The sequence below is a fragment of the Allobosea sp. Root381 genome (assembly GCF_001429395.1).
Taxonomy (GTDB): domain Bacteria; phylum Pseudomonadota; class Alphaproteobacteria; order Rhizobiales; family Beijerinckiaceae; genus Allobosea.
Map to the genome: position 1 here is coordinate 376,561 of NZ_LMJT01000041.1, position 15,039 is coordinate 391,599.

13 protein-coding genes and 1 pseudogene are annotated in these 15,039 nt (G+C 67.5%); 8 read left to right on the forward strand and 6 right to left on the reverse strand.

Translation table 11 applies throughout. The annotated features are described in order from the left end of the window. Positions 1-144: 144 nt before the first annotated feature. Both ASE63_RS23195 and ettA read right to left on the reverse strand, forming a co-directional pair. A pseudogene (locus ASE63_RS23195) lies at positions 145-1,930 on the reverse strand (peptide ABC transporter substrate-binding protein). Between the two features lie 277 nt (positions 1,931-2,207). Further along, on the reverse strand, positions 2,208-3,860 hold the full coding sequence (gene ettA, locus ASE63_RS23200; protein WP_056807284.1) for an energy-dependent translational throttle protein EttA: 1,653 nt from the start codon (positions 3,858-3,860) through the stop codon (positions 2,208-2,210). Between the two features lie 174 nt (positions 3,861-4,034). Between ettA and ASE63_RS23205 the strand changes: the two genes are divergently transcribed. From ASE63_RS23205 to ASE63_RS23220, 4 genes are all read left to right on the forward strand, one after another. Continuing rightward, a complete protein-coding gene (locus ASE63_RS23205) occupies positions 4,035-4,619 on the forward strand; it encodes a hypothetical protein (RefSeq protein WP_244491548.1) in 585 nt (194 codons plus the stop codon). 105 nt (positions 4,620-4,724) lie between these two features. Next, the gene (locus ASE63_RS23210; RefSeq protein ID WP_056807290.1) at positions 4,725-5,690 is read left to right on the forward strand and encodes a tripartite tricarboxylate transporter substrate binding protein; all 966 of its coding nucleotides are present in this window, start codon (positions 4,725-4,727) and stop codon (positions 5,688-5,690) included. A gap of 114 nt (positions 5,691-5,804) precedes the next feature. Then, positions 5,805-6,638 (forward strand): MBL fold metallo-hydrolase, encoded by an 834-nt coding sequence (locus ASE63_RS23215; RefSeq protein WP_056807531.1) that lies wholly within the window; start codon positions 5,805-5,807, stop codon positions 6,636-6,638. A 129-nt stretch (positions 6,639-6,767) separates the two neighbouring features. Next, positions 6,768-7,097: a hypothetical protein gene (locus tag ASE63_RS23220; RefSeq protein ID WP_056807295.1), complete on the forward strand. Its 330-nt coding sequence runs from the start codon at positions 6,768-6,770 to the stop codon at positions 7,095-7,097. Between the two features lie 101 nt (positions 7,098-7,198). On the opposite strand, the gene ASE63_RS23225 is transcribed toward ASE63_RS23220, so the two are convergent. After that, the gene (locus ASE63_RS23225) at positions 7,199-9,007 is read right to left on the reverse strand and encodes a monovalent cation:proton antiporter-2 (CPA2) family protein (RefSeq protein ID WP_056807298.1); all 1,809 of its coding nucleotides are present in this window, start codon (positions 9,005-9,007) and stop codon (positions 7,199-7,201) included. 87 nt (positions 9,008-9,094) lie between these two features. Next, positions 9,095-10,108: an aldo/keto reductase gene (locus ASE63_RS23230; RefSeq protein WP_056807301.1), complete on the reverse strand. Its 1,014-nt coding sequence runs from the start codon at positions 10,106-10,108 to the stop codon at positions 9,095-9,097. A 194-nt stretch (positions 10,109-10,302) separates the two neighbouring features. Between ASE63_RS23230 and ASE63_RS23235 the strand changes: the two genes are divergently transcribed. The 4 genes from ASE63_RS23235 (at position 10,303) to mog (ending at position 13,907) form a co-directional block, all read left to right on the forward strand. After that, positions 10,303-11,868 (forward strand): flagellar hook-length control protein FliK, encoded by a 1,566-nt coding sequence (locus ASE63_RS23235; protein ID WP_056807304.1) that lies wholly within the window; start codon positions 10,303-10,305, stop codon positions 11,866-11,868. Next, positions 11,865-12,158, forward strand: coding sequence for an EscU/YscU/HrcU family type III secretion system export apparatus switch protein (locus ASE63_RS23240; protein ID WP_056807307.1), 294 nt, complete (start codon positions 11,865-11,867; stop codon positions 12,156-12,158). The genes ASE63_RS23235 and ASE63_RS23240 overlap by 4 nt, the downstream gene beginning before the upstream one ends. After that, complete coding sequence (locus ASE63_RS23245) at positions 12,155-13,285, forward strand: GNAT family N-acetyltransferase (RefSeq protein ID WP_056807310.1); 1,131 nt, start codon at positions 12,155-12,157, stop codon at positions 13,283-13,285. The genes ASE63_RS23240 and ASE63_RS23245 overlap by 4 nt, the downstream gene beginning before the upstream one ends. Positions 13,286-13,361: 76 nt before the next feature. Continuing rightward, positions 13,362-13,907 carry a molybdopterin adenylyltransferase gene (gene mog, locus ASE63_RS23250; RefSeq protein WP_056807313.1) on the forward strand — a complete coding sequence of 182 codons (546 nt, stop codon included), beginning with the start codon at positions 13,362-13,364 and terminating at the stop codon, positions 13,905-13,907. Positions 13,908-13,917: 10 nt separating this feature from the next. Here the strand turns inward: mog and ASE63_RS23255 are convergent, their stop codons facing one another. Continuing rightward, the gene (locus ASE63_RS23255) at positions 13,918-14,487 is read right to left on the reverse strand and encodes a glutathione peroxidase (RefSeq protein ID WP_056807534.1); all 570 of its coding nucleotides are present in this window, start codon (positions 14,485-14,487) and stop codon (positions 13,918-13,920) included. 154 nt (positions 14,488-14,641) lie between these two features. Next, complete coding sequence (locus tag ASE63_RS23260) at positions 14,642-15,031, reverse strand: response regulator (protein ID WP_156410561.1); 390 nt, start codon at positions 15,029-15,031, stop codon at positions 14,642-14,644. Positions 15,032-15,039: the final 8 nt, after the last annotated feature.

Sequence of the window (15,039 nt, forward strand, 5' to 3'; positions counted from 1 at the left end):
CTGGCCGCCGCCCCGCCTTGCCCCGCTATGACGCCCCGGTTCTGATCACCCATGAAAAAGACCCGGCGGATCGCCTCCGCCGGGCCTTTCTCTTCTCAGTGGACGATCCGCCTCGCGATCATGCGCGAGGCGGGCCGCTCAGCCTCAGGCGCGATACCAGGACGAGAGGTTCCAGGTGTCCACGTCCCAGCCGCTGTGATCATGCGAGAGGTTGTTCGCCGCGGCGACGACCTTCGTGCGCGAGAGCAGCGGCAGGATGACGTTGGCCTCGCAGAAGATCTCGTTGACCTTGATCAGCAGCGCGGCGCGCTTGGCCGGATCGAGCTCCTTCTGGGCGGCCCTGTAGGTCGTCGGCAGCCGGGTCCGAGTAGCGCGAGATGTTGCGGCCGAGCCACTTGTTCTCCTTGCTGGCGATTTCCCAGGAGACGAACTGGTTCAGCAGGCGCTCCGGATCCGGCTGCGGCTGCGTCGTCGTGTACATTTGGATATCGGTGTAGAGCTTGGTGTAGGTGTCGGTGTTGGCGACATCCGACGAGAAGAACACCGAGGCGGTCACCGCCTTCAGCTCGAGATCGATACCGGCGCGCTGGGCGGCCTGCTTGATGATGGCCTGGGTCTTCTGGCGCGGCGCGTTGATCGAGGTCTGGAAGACGTAGCTGAGCTTCTTGCCGTCCTTCTCGCGAATGCCGTTCGAGCCCTTCGTCCAGCCGGCGTCGTCGAGGATCTTGTTGGCCTTGTCGATGTTGAACTCGTATTTGAGCTTGGTCGACTTGAACCGCTTCGGCTCGTTGACGAAGCTCGCGGTCGCGGTGCCGCCGCGGCCATAGATGAACTTCTGGATCGAGTCGCGGTCGATGAGCAGGTTGAACGCCTGGCGCACCGCCGGGTCCGTCAGCGTCGGGTGCTTGGTCTTGACGCTCGAGCGCTCGCCGTCGACGTCGGTCCACGGATCGGTCGTGTTCAGGATGATGAACTCGATGTCGCCCGCAGGCGCCGCGCTGATCTTGCCCCGACCGCCGGTCTCCATGCGCTTGAGGATCTCGTCCTCGACCTGCATGTTCCAGGCATAGTCGTATTCGCCGGTCTGCAGCACGGCGCGCGCCGCCGAGACCGCGTCACCGCCGCCCTTGATCTCGAAGCTATCGAAATGCGGCTGGTTCTTGACGTGGTAGTCCTCGTTGCGGGTGGTGGTGAGAATGTCGCCCGGCTTGAAGTCGGCGAACTTGTAGGGGCCGGTGCCGACCGGCTTCAGGTTGACCGGAGCCTCGCGCGACTTGGCGCCCTTGTACTCTGCGAAGAGATGCTTCGGGATGATCATGCCGGCGACGCCGACGAAGGCATCGGCCCAGAACGGCGTCGGCTCCTTGAAGATCACCTTGACGGTGTGGTCGTCAACCTTCTCGACCTTGATGTTGGCGTAGGAGCCGGAGGTATAGGCGGCGGTCTCCGGATCGGCGGCGTATTCCCAGGTAAAGACGACGTCGTCGGCGGTGAACGGCTTGCCGTCATGCCATTTCACGCCCTGCTTCAGCTTCCAGGTGACGGTCGTGCCGTCTTCCGAGAGCCCGCCATTCGCCTTGGAGGGAGCCTCGGCCGCGAGCTGCGGGATCAGGTTGCCTTCCTTGTCCCAGCCGGCGAGCGGCTCGTAGAACACGCGCGAGGCGATCTGGTCCTTGGTGCCCGAGGCGAAATGCGGGTTGAGCAGCGTCGGCGCCTGCCAGAGCAGAATCTTCACCGGGCCACCGCCGCCGGCCTTGGTCGGCTTGTAGTCGAGCGTGGCGTTCGCCATCGCGACATCGTTCCAGGCCAGGATCTGGCTCGCGATCGGCGCGGTGATACCGACCGCAGCCAGCTTCTTGATGAAGGAACGGCGCGAAAGCTGCCCGTCCTTGACGCTCTGAACCATGCCCTGGATTTGCTGACTATTCATAGACTTACCTTCGCATTACGTTTGCCGGCGCATAAATTCGGGCACCGAAAGACAGGCATACTTCGTCACAACCGAAGCATTACTATGCTTCGGCCGCGGCCGACCTCTTAGGAGCTGTGACCTTAAGTCCTGCTTAAAAGGACTGAGGCAAAGCGGTGCATCCTTGATCCGCCTGCCTTCATTTTAGCCGTTCTGCACGCCGGGCGCCCTGCGTCCGATCGTCCAGCGAAAAGCCCCGCGACCGGTGTCGCGGGGCTTTCAAATGGCAAACCGGCTATCAGCGCGAGAATTTCTTGTACTGGATGCGCTTCGGAATGGTCGAATCGATGCCGAGGCGGCGCTTCTTGTCCTCCTCGTAATCGGCGAAGTTGCCCTCGAACCACTCGACATGGCTGTCGCCCTCGAAGGCGAGGATGTGGGTCGCGATGCGGTCGAGGAACCAGCGATCGTGGCTGATGATCACGGCGCAGCCGGCGTAATCCTCGAGCGCCTCTTCCAGGGCCCGCAGCGTGTCGACGTCGAGGTCGTTGGTCGGCTCGTCGAGGAGGAGGACGTTGGCGCCGGACTTCAGCATCTTGGCGAGGTGGACGCGGTTGCGCTCACCACCCGAGAGCGAGCCGACCTTCTTCTGCTGGTCGCCGCCCTTGAAGTTGAAGGCCGAGCAATAGGCCCGCGAATTGATCTCTTTCTTGCCGAGATAGATGATGTCGTTGCCGCCCGAGATCTCCTCCCAGACGTTCTTCTTGTCATCGAGCGAGTCGCGGCTCTGATCGACATAGCCGAGCTTGACGCTCTCGCCGATCTTGATCGTGCCGGCATCGGGCTTGTCGACGCCCGTGATCATGCGGAACAGAGTCGTCTTGCCGGCGCCGTTGGGGCCGATCACGCCGACGATGCCGCCCGGCGGCAGCTTGAAGGACAACCCGTCGATCAGCAGCTTGTCCTGGAAGCCCTTCGACAGGTCTTCGAAATCGACGACGTTGTTGCCCAGCCGCTCGGCGATCGGGATGATGATTTGCGCGGTGTCGGGGCCCTTGTTGCTGGCCTTCTGCACCAGCTCGTCATAGCGCTGGATACGCGCCTTGCTCTTCGCCTGGCGGGCCTTCGGCGAGGCGGCCATCCACTCCGCCTCGCGCTCCAGCGTCTTCTGGCGCGAAACGTCCTCGCGGCCTTCCTGGGCGAGGCGCTTCTGCTTCTGCACCGACCAGGCCGAGTAATTGCCCTCATAGGGAATACCCTGGCCGCGATCGAGCTCCAGGATCCAGCTGGTGACGTTGTCGAGGAAGTAGCGATCGTGGGTGACGATCAGGATCGCGCCCGGATAGGTCCGCAGGTGGCCTTCTAGCCAGGCGGTGGTCTCGGCGTCGAGATGGTTGGTCGGCTCGTCGAGCAACAGCAGCTCGGGCTGCTCCAGCAGGAGCTTGCAAAGCGCGACGCGGCGGCGCTCGCCGCCCGAAAGCTTGGAGACCTCCCAGTCGTCGGGCGGGCAGCGCAGCGCGTCCATGGCCTGGTCGACCTTGGAATCGAGATCCCAGAGGCCCTTGGCCTCGATCTCGTCCTGCAGCGCCGTCATCTCGTCGGCGGTCTCGTCCGAGTAGTTCATGGCGAGTTCGTTGTAGCGATCGAGGATCGCCTTCTGGGGCGCGACGCCGAGCATGACGTTGTCGCGGACGTTCAGCTCCTCGTTGAGCTTCGGCTCCTGCGGCAGGTAGCCGACGCGCGCGCCCTCCGCGACCCAGGCCTCGCCGGTCCACTCCTTGTCGAAGCCGGCCATGATCTTGAGCAGCGTGGACTTGCCCGCGCCGTTGACGCCGAGCACGCCGATCTTGGCGTCCGGATAGAACGACAGGTGGATGTCCTTGAGAACCTGCTTGCCGCCCGGATAGGTCTTCGACAGGCCGCGCATATGGTAGATGAATTGACGGGACATAAAGGTGCGGTCTCCGCTCTCGGACTGATCGGCCGGACTGTTCGGGAAATCTGGCGCGTATGTAGCGATGCCGGCCCCGCGCCGCAACCGCCATGCTGCCGACCTTCAGCGATTGCGCCACGGTCCACAGGCTGAATAATGCCCGCTGGCGCAACCGTTTCAGGCGAATCCGACGTGTCCGATCAAGACGGCAAGGCGCCGATCGAACTGAGGCTGCATGACAGCGCCCAGCTCTTCAACACGCTCGACCCCTTCCCCTTCCGCGAGGGCGACATCTCCGCTGATGCCGAGCGCTACATCGTCGAATGGGCGCAGGAGCTGCCCAAGGGCGCACCGATCGCGATCGTGGTCCATCTCCAGCAGCCGGAGAATTCGGCCAGGGCCGGCCCGGACCTCGCGAAGGCGCTGAGGAACTGGTTCGCGGCCAAGGCCCGCGCCGAGGCCCAGGCGCTCCGCGACCTGTTCCGTGACGGCCGCCTGGCTTTCCTGATCGGCTTTGCCGGGCTCGCCATCTGCCTGTTCCTGAGCTTCCTCCTGACGCAGCGCTTCGAGGGGCCCTTCACCCGCGTCTTTCAGGAAAGCCTCATCATCATCGGCTGGGTGGTGATCTGGCGGCCGGCCGAGATGTTCCTCTACGACTGGGTTCCGCTCCTGCGCCGCCGGCGCCTGTACCAGCGCCTCGCCGATGCGCGCATCACCGTGCAGACAGCCCTCGCGCCGCGAAATGACGCTGCAGCACCATCGCCGAAGGTCAGCTGAATATCGAACACTGTATGCAGCATATCTTGAGAGCCTCGTGAAAGCTGTCTAAGCTCCCCTTCGGACCGTCACGTTGAAAAGGCGGCAGATCCGTTGGGAGAGAACATGAAGATCCTTACGAAAGCCGCGCTCGGCGCTGCGGCGATGCTACTCGCCATCAGCCCGTCCTGGGCCTTTCCAGACCGCCCCGTCCAGTTGATCGTGCCCTGGGCAGCCGGCGGCGGCATGGATGCGGTGATGCGGATCTTCGCGGCCGGCTACGAGGCCGAGCTGAAGCAGCCGGTTAACATCGTCAACCGCACCGGGGGCGGCGGCATCACCGGCCACACCGCGATCGCGACCGCCACGGCCGACGGCTACACCCTCGGGGGCATCAGCCCCGAGATCTCGTTCTTCAAGACGCTCGGCATGGGGGACCTCACCGTCGACAGCATCGATGCCTTCTCGCGCGTCTCGCTGATCCCAGCCGGCGTCACGGTCAAGGCCGACAGCCCCTACAAGACCGCGGCAGACTACATCAAGGCGGTAAAGGACAACCCGAAGGGCACGCTGATGGCGTCGGGCACCGGCGTCGGCGGCTCCTGGCATATCGCCTCGGGCGGACTGCTCAAGGCGGCGGGCCTGACCCCGGACGCCGTGAAATGGGTTCCGAGCAATGGCGGCGCGCCGGCGCTCAACGATCTCGTCGCCGGCGGCCTGCAGGTCTTCACCGGTTCGCCGATCGAGGCCAGGGCGATGCTCGAAGCGGGCCGCGTCCGCACCATCCTGCTGATGACCGAGGAGCGCCACCCCAACTTCCCGGACGTTCCCAGCGCCAAGGAGGCCGGGCTCGACTGGACCTATCAGAACTGGTTCGCGCTCGCCGGCCCGAAGGGCATCCCGGCCGACCGCCGCAAGATTCTGTTCGAGGCGGCCGAGCGGACGATGCAGCGCCCGGAGGTCCGCAAGGCCATGGCCGATCGCGGCATCACGCCTGTCTGGGACAAGCCCGAGGAGTTCGCCGCCTATGTGAAGACCTTCACCGAGCGCGGCAACAGCGTCCTCAAGGAGCTCGGCCTCGCCAAGAACTGACGGCGCCGTCCCCCGGGGAGCGCTTCACAAAAGCGGCATCCCCACGCTCCGAAGCTTCCCTTCGGCCCGAGCCATGCATCAGACTGGCCGGGCTGAAGCGAGGTGGAGGCGAGCATGCGACGAAGGGCGACGCGGGCGAGGTCTCTCCGGTTCGGCCTGGCCGCCCTGCTCGCGGGCTTCCTTGGCAGCGCCCCGGCCCTGGCGCAAAGCGACGAGCCCGGCTGTCGGCCGGAGATGGCTTCGCTGCGCCTGCCGGTCCAGCGCGCCAATCTCTTGCTGGCCAATCTGGCGCAGGGCGAGACCCGCCTCACCTTCGTCGGCCACGCCACCTTCCTGATCGAGACGCCGGGCGGCATCAGGCTCGCGACCGACTACAACGACTATATCCGGCCCTCGGTCACGCCGGACATCGCGACGATGAACAAGGCGCACTCCACGCATAATTCGCGCAATCCGGACCCGGCGATCAAGCAGGTCCTGCCCGGCTGGGACCCGACCGGAGCGGGTCCGGCAAAGCACGACCTCACCCTCGGCGACCTGCGCGTCCGCAACGTGCCGACCAATATCCGCAGCTATGCCGGCGGGACCGATTTCGACGGCAATTCGATCTTCGTCTTCGAAATCGGCGAGCTCTGCATCGCCCATCTCGGCCATCTGCATCACCCGCTCGAGCCCGGTCATCTGCGTGCGCTGGGGCGTGTCGACGTCGTGCTCTTCCCGGTCGATGGCAGCTACACGCTCGATCAGGAGGGCATGCTCGAGGTGCTGAAATCGCTGCAGGCCCGGGTGATGATCCCGATGCACTTCTTCGGCGGCGGCACGCTGAACCGCTTCCTGGCGCGCTCGCAGGAACTCTGGCCAGTCGAGCGCCGCGAGCAGCCGGTGATCACCGTGACCAAGGCGGGGCTGCCGGCGAAACCGACCGTGATCGTCCTGCCCGGTCACTGAGGGCGAACAAAGCGCCGGCACTCGATATGCACGTTAAGCTCCCGGTCAGGCTGATCTCAGGCTGACGTTGCGCAAGACGGCGGCGCTGGCATTCTGCCAAGCATCAGATCGTCCACCGGGAACCCCGCGATGACCCGCGCACTCGTGATCGCCTGTCTCTCGGCCGGCCTGTTGCTGCCGGCCGGCGCCGAGGCCGCCAAGATGCGGTCCGGCGGCAAGAGCAGCGCCTCCTCGTCGAGCGAGACCTCCGGCGGCAAGCGCGGGGCCATCGCGGTCCTCCCCGGCGCGGCGGCAGCCTCCCGCGGCGCCAAAGCCGGCGACGCCCCCGCCCGGGTCCCCTTCCCGCCCTCCACCATGGCTGCGGCCGCGCCCGCGGCGAGCGTTCTCGCCGTCAGTGACACCCCGAAGATCTGGTGCCGCAGCGAAGTCGTGGTCGGCGGCTTCTGCGTGCTCAACTAAGCCCGGCCGGGCTTTCTCGGAACCACGCCGTCATTCCGATTGAGGCCTGCGGCCTGTCCCGGAATGACGGCGTGGTTCCGTGCGTGAAGGCTTCGTGACGATCAGAAATCGCCGAGATCGTCCGGCACGTTGCCGTGGATCTTGCCGGCCGCCTTCGGCTTGGTGAGCGGCGCCGGGATCGGCGCATTGCCGCGCACGAGGTTGACGCCTGCATAGATGTCGCTGGCCACCTGCAGGTCCAGCCGCTCGTCGTCGCGCCGGCGGACATCCTCGGCGATTTCGATCGCCTCCTCCTGCGAGACGCCCATGCCGAGCAGCACCGCCGTGCCGAAGGCCATCGCCGATTCGAAGGTCTCGCGGATCTGGTATTCGACGCCGTTGCGGATCAGGTCCATCGAGTGGCCCCGATCATAGGCGCGCACGAACAGTTTGGCGTGCGGGAAGGCCTCCTGAGCCACCGCGACGATGCGGTTGGCAGTGTCGCGATTGTCGACGCAGACCAGGATCGCCTCGGCCCGTTCGGCCCCGGAGGCATGCAGGATCTCGGCGCGCGTGCCGTCGCCGTAATGCACCTTGAAGCCGAAATTTGACGCGGCCTTGATCAGCTCGACATCGACCTCGATGATCGAGACGTTGAAGCCGCGCGCCAGCAGCGACTGGCTGGCGACCTGCCCGAAGCGGCCAAAGCCGATGATCAGCGCCCGCCCGTCGAGGCCGTCGGCCAACTCGACGCCGTCCAGTGAGGTCTCCTGCGCCGGCATGAAGCGGTCGAGCGCGATCGCGAGCAGTGGCGTCAGCGCCATCGAGAGGATCACCGTCGCGCTGGCGACCGCATTCACCTGCGCATCGAAGATGCCCGCAGCCAGCGCTGCACCATACAGCACGAAGGCGAACTCGCCGCCCTGCGAGAACAGCGCAACGCGGGTGATCGCCTCGCGGTTGGTCGAGCGGAACAGCTTGGCGACGGCGAAGATGCCGAGCGCCTTGACCCCCATGAAGGCGATCACCGCCAGCCCGATCAACTGCCACTGGCTGGCGATGACCGCGAGGTCGAGCGACATGCCGACGGCGAGGAAGAACAGCCCGAGCAGGATGCCGCGGAACGGCTCGATATCGGCCTCGAGCTGGTGGCGGAAGCTCGATTCCGACAGCAGCACGCCGGCGAGGAAGGCGCCCATCGCCATCGACAACCCGCCGAGCTGCATCGCCAGGGCCGAGCCGAGAACGACGAGCAGCGCGGCCGCCGTCATGACCTCGCGCGCCTGCGCCAGCGCCAAGAGCCGGAACATCGGGTTGAGCAGGTAGCGCCCTGCAAGGACCAGCCCCGCGACGCAGGCGAGCCCGATGCCGAAGGACAGCCAGCCATTGCCGGCATCACCGCTGACAGGCGCGAGCAGCGCCACGACCGCAAGCAGCGGCACGATGGCGAGGTCTTCGAGCAGCAGGATCGAAACCGCCTGCTGGCCCTGCGGTGTCGAGGTCTCGCCGCGTTCGTCCAGCATCTGCATCACGACGGCGGTCGAGGACAGCACGAAGCCCATGCCGGCGATGAAGGCCGCGGGCAGCGGCAGCCCATAGGCATAGCCGACGGCGGTAAGCAGCGCGCCGCAGAAGGTGACCTGCAGCGCTCCGAGGCCGAAGATCTCGCGGCGCAGGTTCCACAGCCGGGACGGCTGCATCTCCAGCCCGATGATGAAGAGGAACATCACCACGCCGAACTCCGCGACGTGAAGCACCGTCGCCGGATGCGCGAAGAGGCCAAGCCCATAGGGGCCGATGGCGAGCCCTGCCGTGAAATAGCCCAGCACGGAGCCGAGTCCGAGACGCTTGAACAGCGGCACGGCGACGACGCCGGCCCCCAGCAGGCTTACGACCTTGATCAGATCGCCGGTGACGCCCTCGACTGCCATCCACTCCCCTTCCAGCTCGGCGCCACCGCTCGAAGCGGCCACGCTCAGTAGGTGCGCTGCACCACGATGGCAATCGCCAGTCCGCTTTCAGGCGCCAGTCCGGCTCGGACGCCCCTCGACCGGATAGGCCGGATCGCTGTAGCCCGGCGTCGAGGGGTGGCCTGCCGGCACGAGCGAATCCACCAGCGCCTCGTCCTCGGCCGTGAAATCGACGTCGAGCGCGGCGAGATAGGCCTGCCACTGCTCCATCGTGCGCGGGCCGGCTATGGCCGCGGTCAACAGCTTGTTGTTGAGTACCCAGCCGATCGCGAACTGGATGGGCGTCATGCCGCGCTCGGCCGCGTGACGCTTGATCGCCTGGGCGATGACGAGGCTCTCCTCGCGCCATTCGGTCTGCATGATGCGCCTGTCGGCGCTGCCGGCGCGCGTTCCCTCCGGCGGCGCCTGGCCGGGCTCGTACTTGCCGGTCAGCACGCCGCGCGCCAGCGGCGAATAGGAGGCGACGCCGAGCCCGTAATAGCCGCAGGCCGGGAGGTGCTCGACCTCGGGCATCCGGTTCATCGCGTTGTAATAGGGCTGGCTGACCACCGGCCGGTCGATGCCGAGATCGTCGCAGAGCCGGCAGATCTCGGCGAGCCGCCAGGAGCGGTAGTTCGACACGCCGAAATGGCGGATCTTGCCCTGCTGGACGAGCTGGCCGATGGCGCGCACCGTCTCGGCCAACGGCGTCGCATGGTCCTCCTTGTGGAGGTAGTAGATGTCGATGAAGTCGGTGCCAAGCCGGCGCAAGCTGTCCTCGCAGGCCTGCATCACCCATTTCCGCGAAAGCCCGCCACGGTTAGGGCCGCCACCCATTGGGTTGGCGAGCTTGGTCGCAAGGACCCAGTCATGCCGGCTGGCGGCGATGGCGCGCCCAGTGATCTCCTCGGAGACGCCCTGGCTGTAGGCATCGGCCGTGTCGATGAAGTTGATGCCGGCACCGCGCGCATGGTCGATGATCGCACGCGACTGGGCCTCGTCGGTGGCGCCGCCGAACATCATCGTTCCCAAGCAAAGCGGCGATACCTTCAGGCCGGACCGGCCGAGCTGGCGATAGTCCATCGAAACACTCCCAATCCCGGACCGCCGGCCCGCTCACATGGAAACTGCCCCAGCGCCGCGCCGCGCGCCAGCGCCGCAGGCGCGGCCACGCCCTGCAAGGCACGCGCCGCCACGCTGGCCTTCGCCCGGCAACAGCAAGAAAATGCTTAACTTTTCATGCCAGGGTCTCGGCATCCTCCTTGCGGCCAGAGCCGATGAACCTCGCCACGCTCGTCCAGAGCCAAACGCTCGCCACGCTGCTGCAGGCGCTGAGCCCCACCACCGGGCTCGCGCCCGGCAGAACGGTGGAGGCGCGCCTGCTCACTTTGGCCGGCGACGGCACCGCGACGGCGCAGCTCGGCGACGACACCGTGACGCTCATGCTCGCCGGCCCCACCGCCCGGCAGAACGCGCTGCAGCCTGGTGCCACGCTCGTCCTGCGCTTCGATGCGGCCGAGGAGGCCGGCACGAATCTGCGGGCGACCCTGGTCGATGTCCGCGCACCGGCCGCGCAAGAGACGCAGCCCGGCGCCGTCCCGGCTGCCGTGTCGATACCACAGCCGGGAACCGCCGCGCAGATCGCAGCCGCCGCGTCGGCCAGCATCCCGTCCGGCCAGTCGACATCTGCACCCGCCCCTGCCGGTTCCACCCCGCTTCCCGCAGCCGTGCTCGCCGCGACGCAGCCCTCGGCCGTCAAGGTCGGGACGCAGGCTGCGACCGGATCGAACACCTCGCAGCAGCAGGCCTGGCCGCAGACGGCCACGCCACAGGCCGCCGCTCCGGCGACGCCCCGGGCGCTCGCCGGAGCGCTACTCGGACCGGCGCTTGCGCGTCAGGACAGCCTCGCCCCGCTGCTGGCCAATATGCAGGCGCTTGCCGAAGGCTCCGTCTCGCTCGCGCTGCCCAAACCGATCCTGACGCTGGTCGAACGGGTTCTCGCCCAAGCGGTCCCGGTCGAGCGAAGACCCCTGACCGGCCAGGCGCTGAGGACAGCGGTGCAGAACTCCGGCCTCTTCCTGGAGGCGAGCCGGGCCGAGGGCCGGCCGCTGCCGCCGGGCGGCGACCTCAAGGCCGGGCTTCAGGCCCTGCGCGACGGCCTCGCGCCGCTGGCCCAGGCGCTTTCTCCGCCCCGCGCAACCGCTCCGACCGCCGCTCGCAATCCGGGCGCCGAAGCCGCTCAACACGCACCGATGCCGGGCCTGCCGTCGCGGCCGTCGCCGCCGCAGCGCGACGGCGCGCTCCACCCTCAGCCGCCGGCCGCGCCAAGCCTCTCCGCCGGGGAGACGCCGCTCGCCATCGTCGAGACCCTGCTGGAGCAGGCCGAGGCCGGGCTCGATCGCATCAAGCTCGCGCAATACGCCTCGCTGCCCCCCGAAGCCGCGCGCGTCGAGGCTCAGCAAGCCCAGCAAGGCCAGCGCTGGCTCACCGAGATCCCGCTCGCTTTCCATCATGGAACCGCGATGCTGCCGCTGCAGATCGAGAGGGAGCCGCCGCGCCGCGATGGCAGCGACGCATCCGGCCCGCTCTGGCGCGTGCGCTTCGCGCTCGATGTCGAGCCGATCGGCCCCCTCCAGGGCGTCGTCACACTGCAGGGCCGCAGCGTCGGCATCTCGCTCTGGGCCGAGCGCGAGGAAACCAGCAAGCTGCTGCGCGGCGCCTCGCCCCAGCTCGAGGCGGCGCTTGCCGGCGCGCAGTTCGAGAGCGGCGGCATCGATATCCGCACCGGCCAGCCGCGCACCGTCCAGCCCACGGCCGGCCAGTTCCTCGATCGGATGTCATGAGCACGCCCCCGCCCCGCCAGATCGCCGTCGCCCTCGAATATGACGGGCATGGCGCGCCACGCGTCACGGCCAAGGGCCGCGGCGAGCTGGCCCAGCGAATCGTCGAGACCGGGCGCGAGCATGGCGTCGCGATCGAGGAGAACGCCGTGCTGGCGCAGGCCCTCTCCGCCGTCGAGCTTGACGACCAGATACCGGAGGAGCTCTACCGCGCAACCGCGCAGGTCATCGCCTTCGTGCTCGCCCTGCGTGGCGAGATGCGGCATCAGAATCGGGACGGCACCAGATCTTGAATACCGGCATCGTCGTCAGGCGCATCCGTCCTTCCGATTATGCAGGCTATGGCCCGGCTTTCGCCGAACTGGCTTTGCGTGCGCTGGAACCCAACCCGCACATGTCGCCGGTCGCCGTCGGCGCCGCGCGTGTCATCGTGCCGGAGGACCGGCTCGTCATCCTCGCCGCCTGGCTGAGCGAGGCGCTGGGCTCGGAACGCCTCGTCGGCATCTGGGCGCTGCGCCGCCAGCGCGACTGGCGCAGCGGCTTCGCGGCCGTGCTCATCGCGCCGCTCCTGCCGCTCTACGAAGTCTCGTCGCTGCCGGTCATTGACCGCGACCATGCCGACGACACCGCCGAAGCGATGCTGCGGCACCTGCTCGCGGCGAGCGATCTGCCGCACAAGCTCGCTTTACCGCTTCTGCCGCTCGAAGGCCCGACCTTCGCCGCACTCGCCGAAGGCTGCCGGGCCACCAGCAGCAGGCTCTCGACCTATGAGCGCTGGCAGCGACCGGTGATGCGCCCCGAACCCGGCGACGACGCCGAGCGCTATCTCCGGCGCGCGCTCGGCCCAAGCTACAAGAAGCGGATGCAGCAGTTCCGTGCCATCGCTCGCCATGGCGAGCTGAGCTTCCGCCGCCTGCGCGGAGATGCTGCACGGGACGCCCTTCCCGATTTCCTGGCACTCGAGTCCGCCGGCTGGAAGGGCAAGGCCGGCACCGCGATCGCCCGGCTGCCGCAGGCCTCGGCCTATCTCGACAAGCTCGTGGCGCTCTCCGCCGCGGCCGGCGCGCTGCAGCTCGACATGCTGCTGCTCGACGGGCGTGCACTCTCCATGGGGCTCCTGGTCGAGAGCGCCGGCACGCGGCATTTCCTCAAGATCGCCTATGACGAGAGCGAGGCGCGCCATTCGCCCGGCCGGGCCCTGACCATCGCCATGATCAAGGCGGACTTCGCCAGCACGCCACCGCTCTTCTTCGACAGCGGCGCCGGCGAGGAGGTCGATGCCCGCACCTATGTCTGGGGCGAGCGCCGCGAGATGGCCAACGCGATCATCAGTCTCGGCAGCGCCTCGCCGGCCCTGCCACATCTGGCGGCCGGGCTCCGTCGCCTCCTGCGGCAGGCCCGCACCCGGCTGCGGCGTTGAGTCAGGAGAAATCGCTGGCGCCAACAAGGTCGATCGGCCAAATCTGCCGCCGGCCTAACCGTGAGCACCTTGCGATATGAGCACCGCGATCAAGATCGGCATCGTCACCGTGTCGGACCGTGCCTCCGCCGGCATCTATGAGGACGAGGGCGGCCCGGCGATCGCGGCCTATTTCGAGAAAGTCCTGACCTCGCCCTGGACGGCGGTTTCCCGCGTCATTCCCGACGACCGCGCGCTGATCGCGCAGACGCTCACCGCACTCGCCGACGAGGAAGGCTGCTGCCTGATCGTCACCACGGGCGGTACCGGACCTGCCCCGCGCGACGTCACGCCCGAGGCGACCGAGGACGTGGTCGAGAAGCCGATGCCGGGTTTTGGCGAGCTGATGCGGCAGGTCAGCCTTGCCAAGGTGCCGACCGCGATCCTCTCGCGCCAGACCGCCGGCATCCGCGGTCGTTCGTTGATCGTCAACCTCCCCGGCCGGCCGCGCGCCATCGCCGAATGCCTCGACGCGGTGATGCCGGCAATCCCCTATTGCATCGACCTGATCGAGGGGCCGTATCTGGAGACCGACCCGGCGGTCATCGTCGCCTTCCGGCCCGGGCAGAAGCCGAAGGGCTGAACGGCGAGCTCTACCCCGCCTGCAATTCCTGCCCGATCGCGCGCACGAGCCGGGGAGAGATCGGGTCGATCTGCGCAGCATAGCCGCCCACCAGCTCGCCGGAGCGGCCGATCAGATATTTGTGGAAGTTCCAGCGCGGCGCCTCCGCCGGCCGCTGCGCCGCCGCCCAGCGATAGAAGGGATGCGCGTCCCCGCCCCTGACCGCGGTCTTCTCGGCGAAGGGATAGGTCGCGCCATGGCTCTGACGCGCCGCTTCGGCGATGGCGGCCCCTTCCAGCGGCTCCTGCCCGCCGAAATCGTTGCTCGGGACCGCGATCAGCATCAGGCCGCGGTCGCGGTAGCGCTGCCAGAGCTGCTCCAGCGTCGCGAACTGCCCGGCGAAGCCGCATTGTGTCGCCGTGTTGACGATCAGCACCGGCCGGCCGCGATACTCCGCCAGCGGCAGCGCCCCGCCTCCAGCCTTCGCGAATGAAAAGGACGAGGCCGAAGGCACGGTCTGCGCCCGCGCCACGCCAGCGATCGCCGGCGCCACGCAGGCTCCGGCGATCCATCCCAAAACCTTGCGGCGTTCGATCGTCATGGTCGCCTCCCTGCGGCCGATGGGCTTCCCATTGCCGCTGCGCATCATGCGCCGGTTCGCCGGCCCGATGCAAAGACGCAAACACCCCGCGGCCTCACGGCCCGGGGCGTTCGCGACAGAACGGTGGCTTGCCCCGGTGGCGGGGACGGCCTTGTCAGGAGCTGAGCGACAGCACCTTCTTCACGCGCACTTCGAGGTCGCGCAGCTCGTAGGGCTTCACGACGTAATGATCGGCGCCGTTGGTCGTCGCCTCGTCCATCTTGTCGACCGAGCGCTCGGAGGTCGCCATGATGATCTTGATCTGGTTCAACTCGGGCACGGAGCGGATGGCGCGCAGCAGATCGATGCCGCTCATGCCGTCCATGTTCCAGTCGAGCAGCAGCAGGTCGTAGCGCTTGGTCTGCATCTTCATCAGGGCCTCGCGCGCATTCTCGGCCTCGTCGATGTCCTGGAACTCGATCTGCTTCAGGAAATAGGTCGCGAGTCCGCGCATGCTCTTCTGGTCGTCGACCACCAGAATCCTGTACTCGCTTCTCGCCTTCATCACGCTCT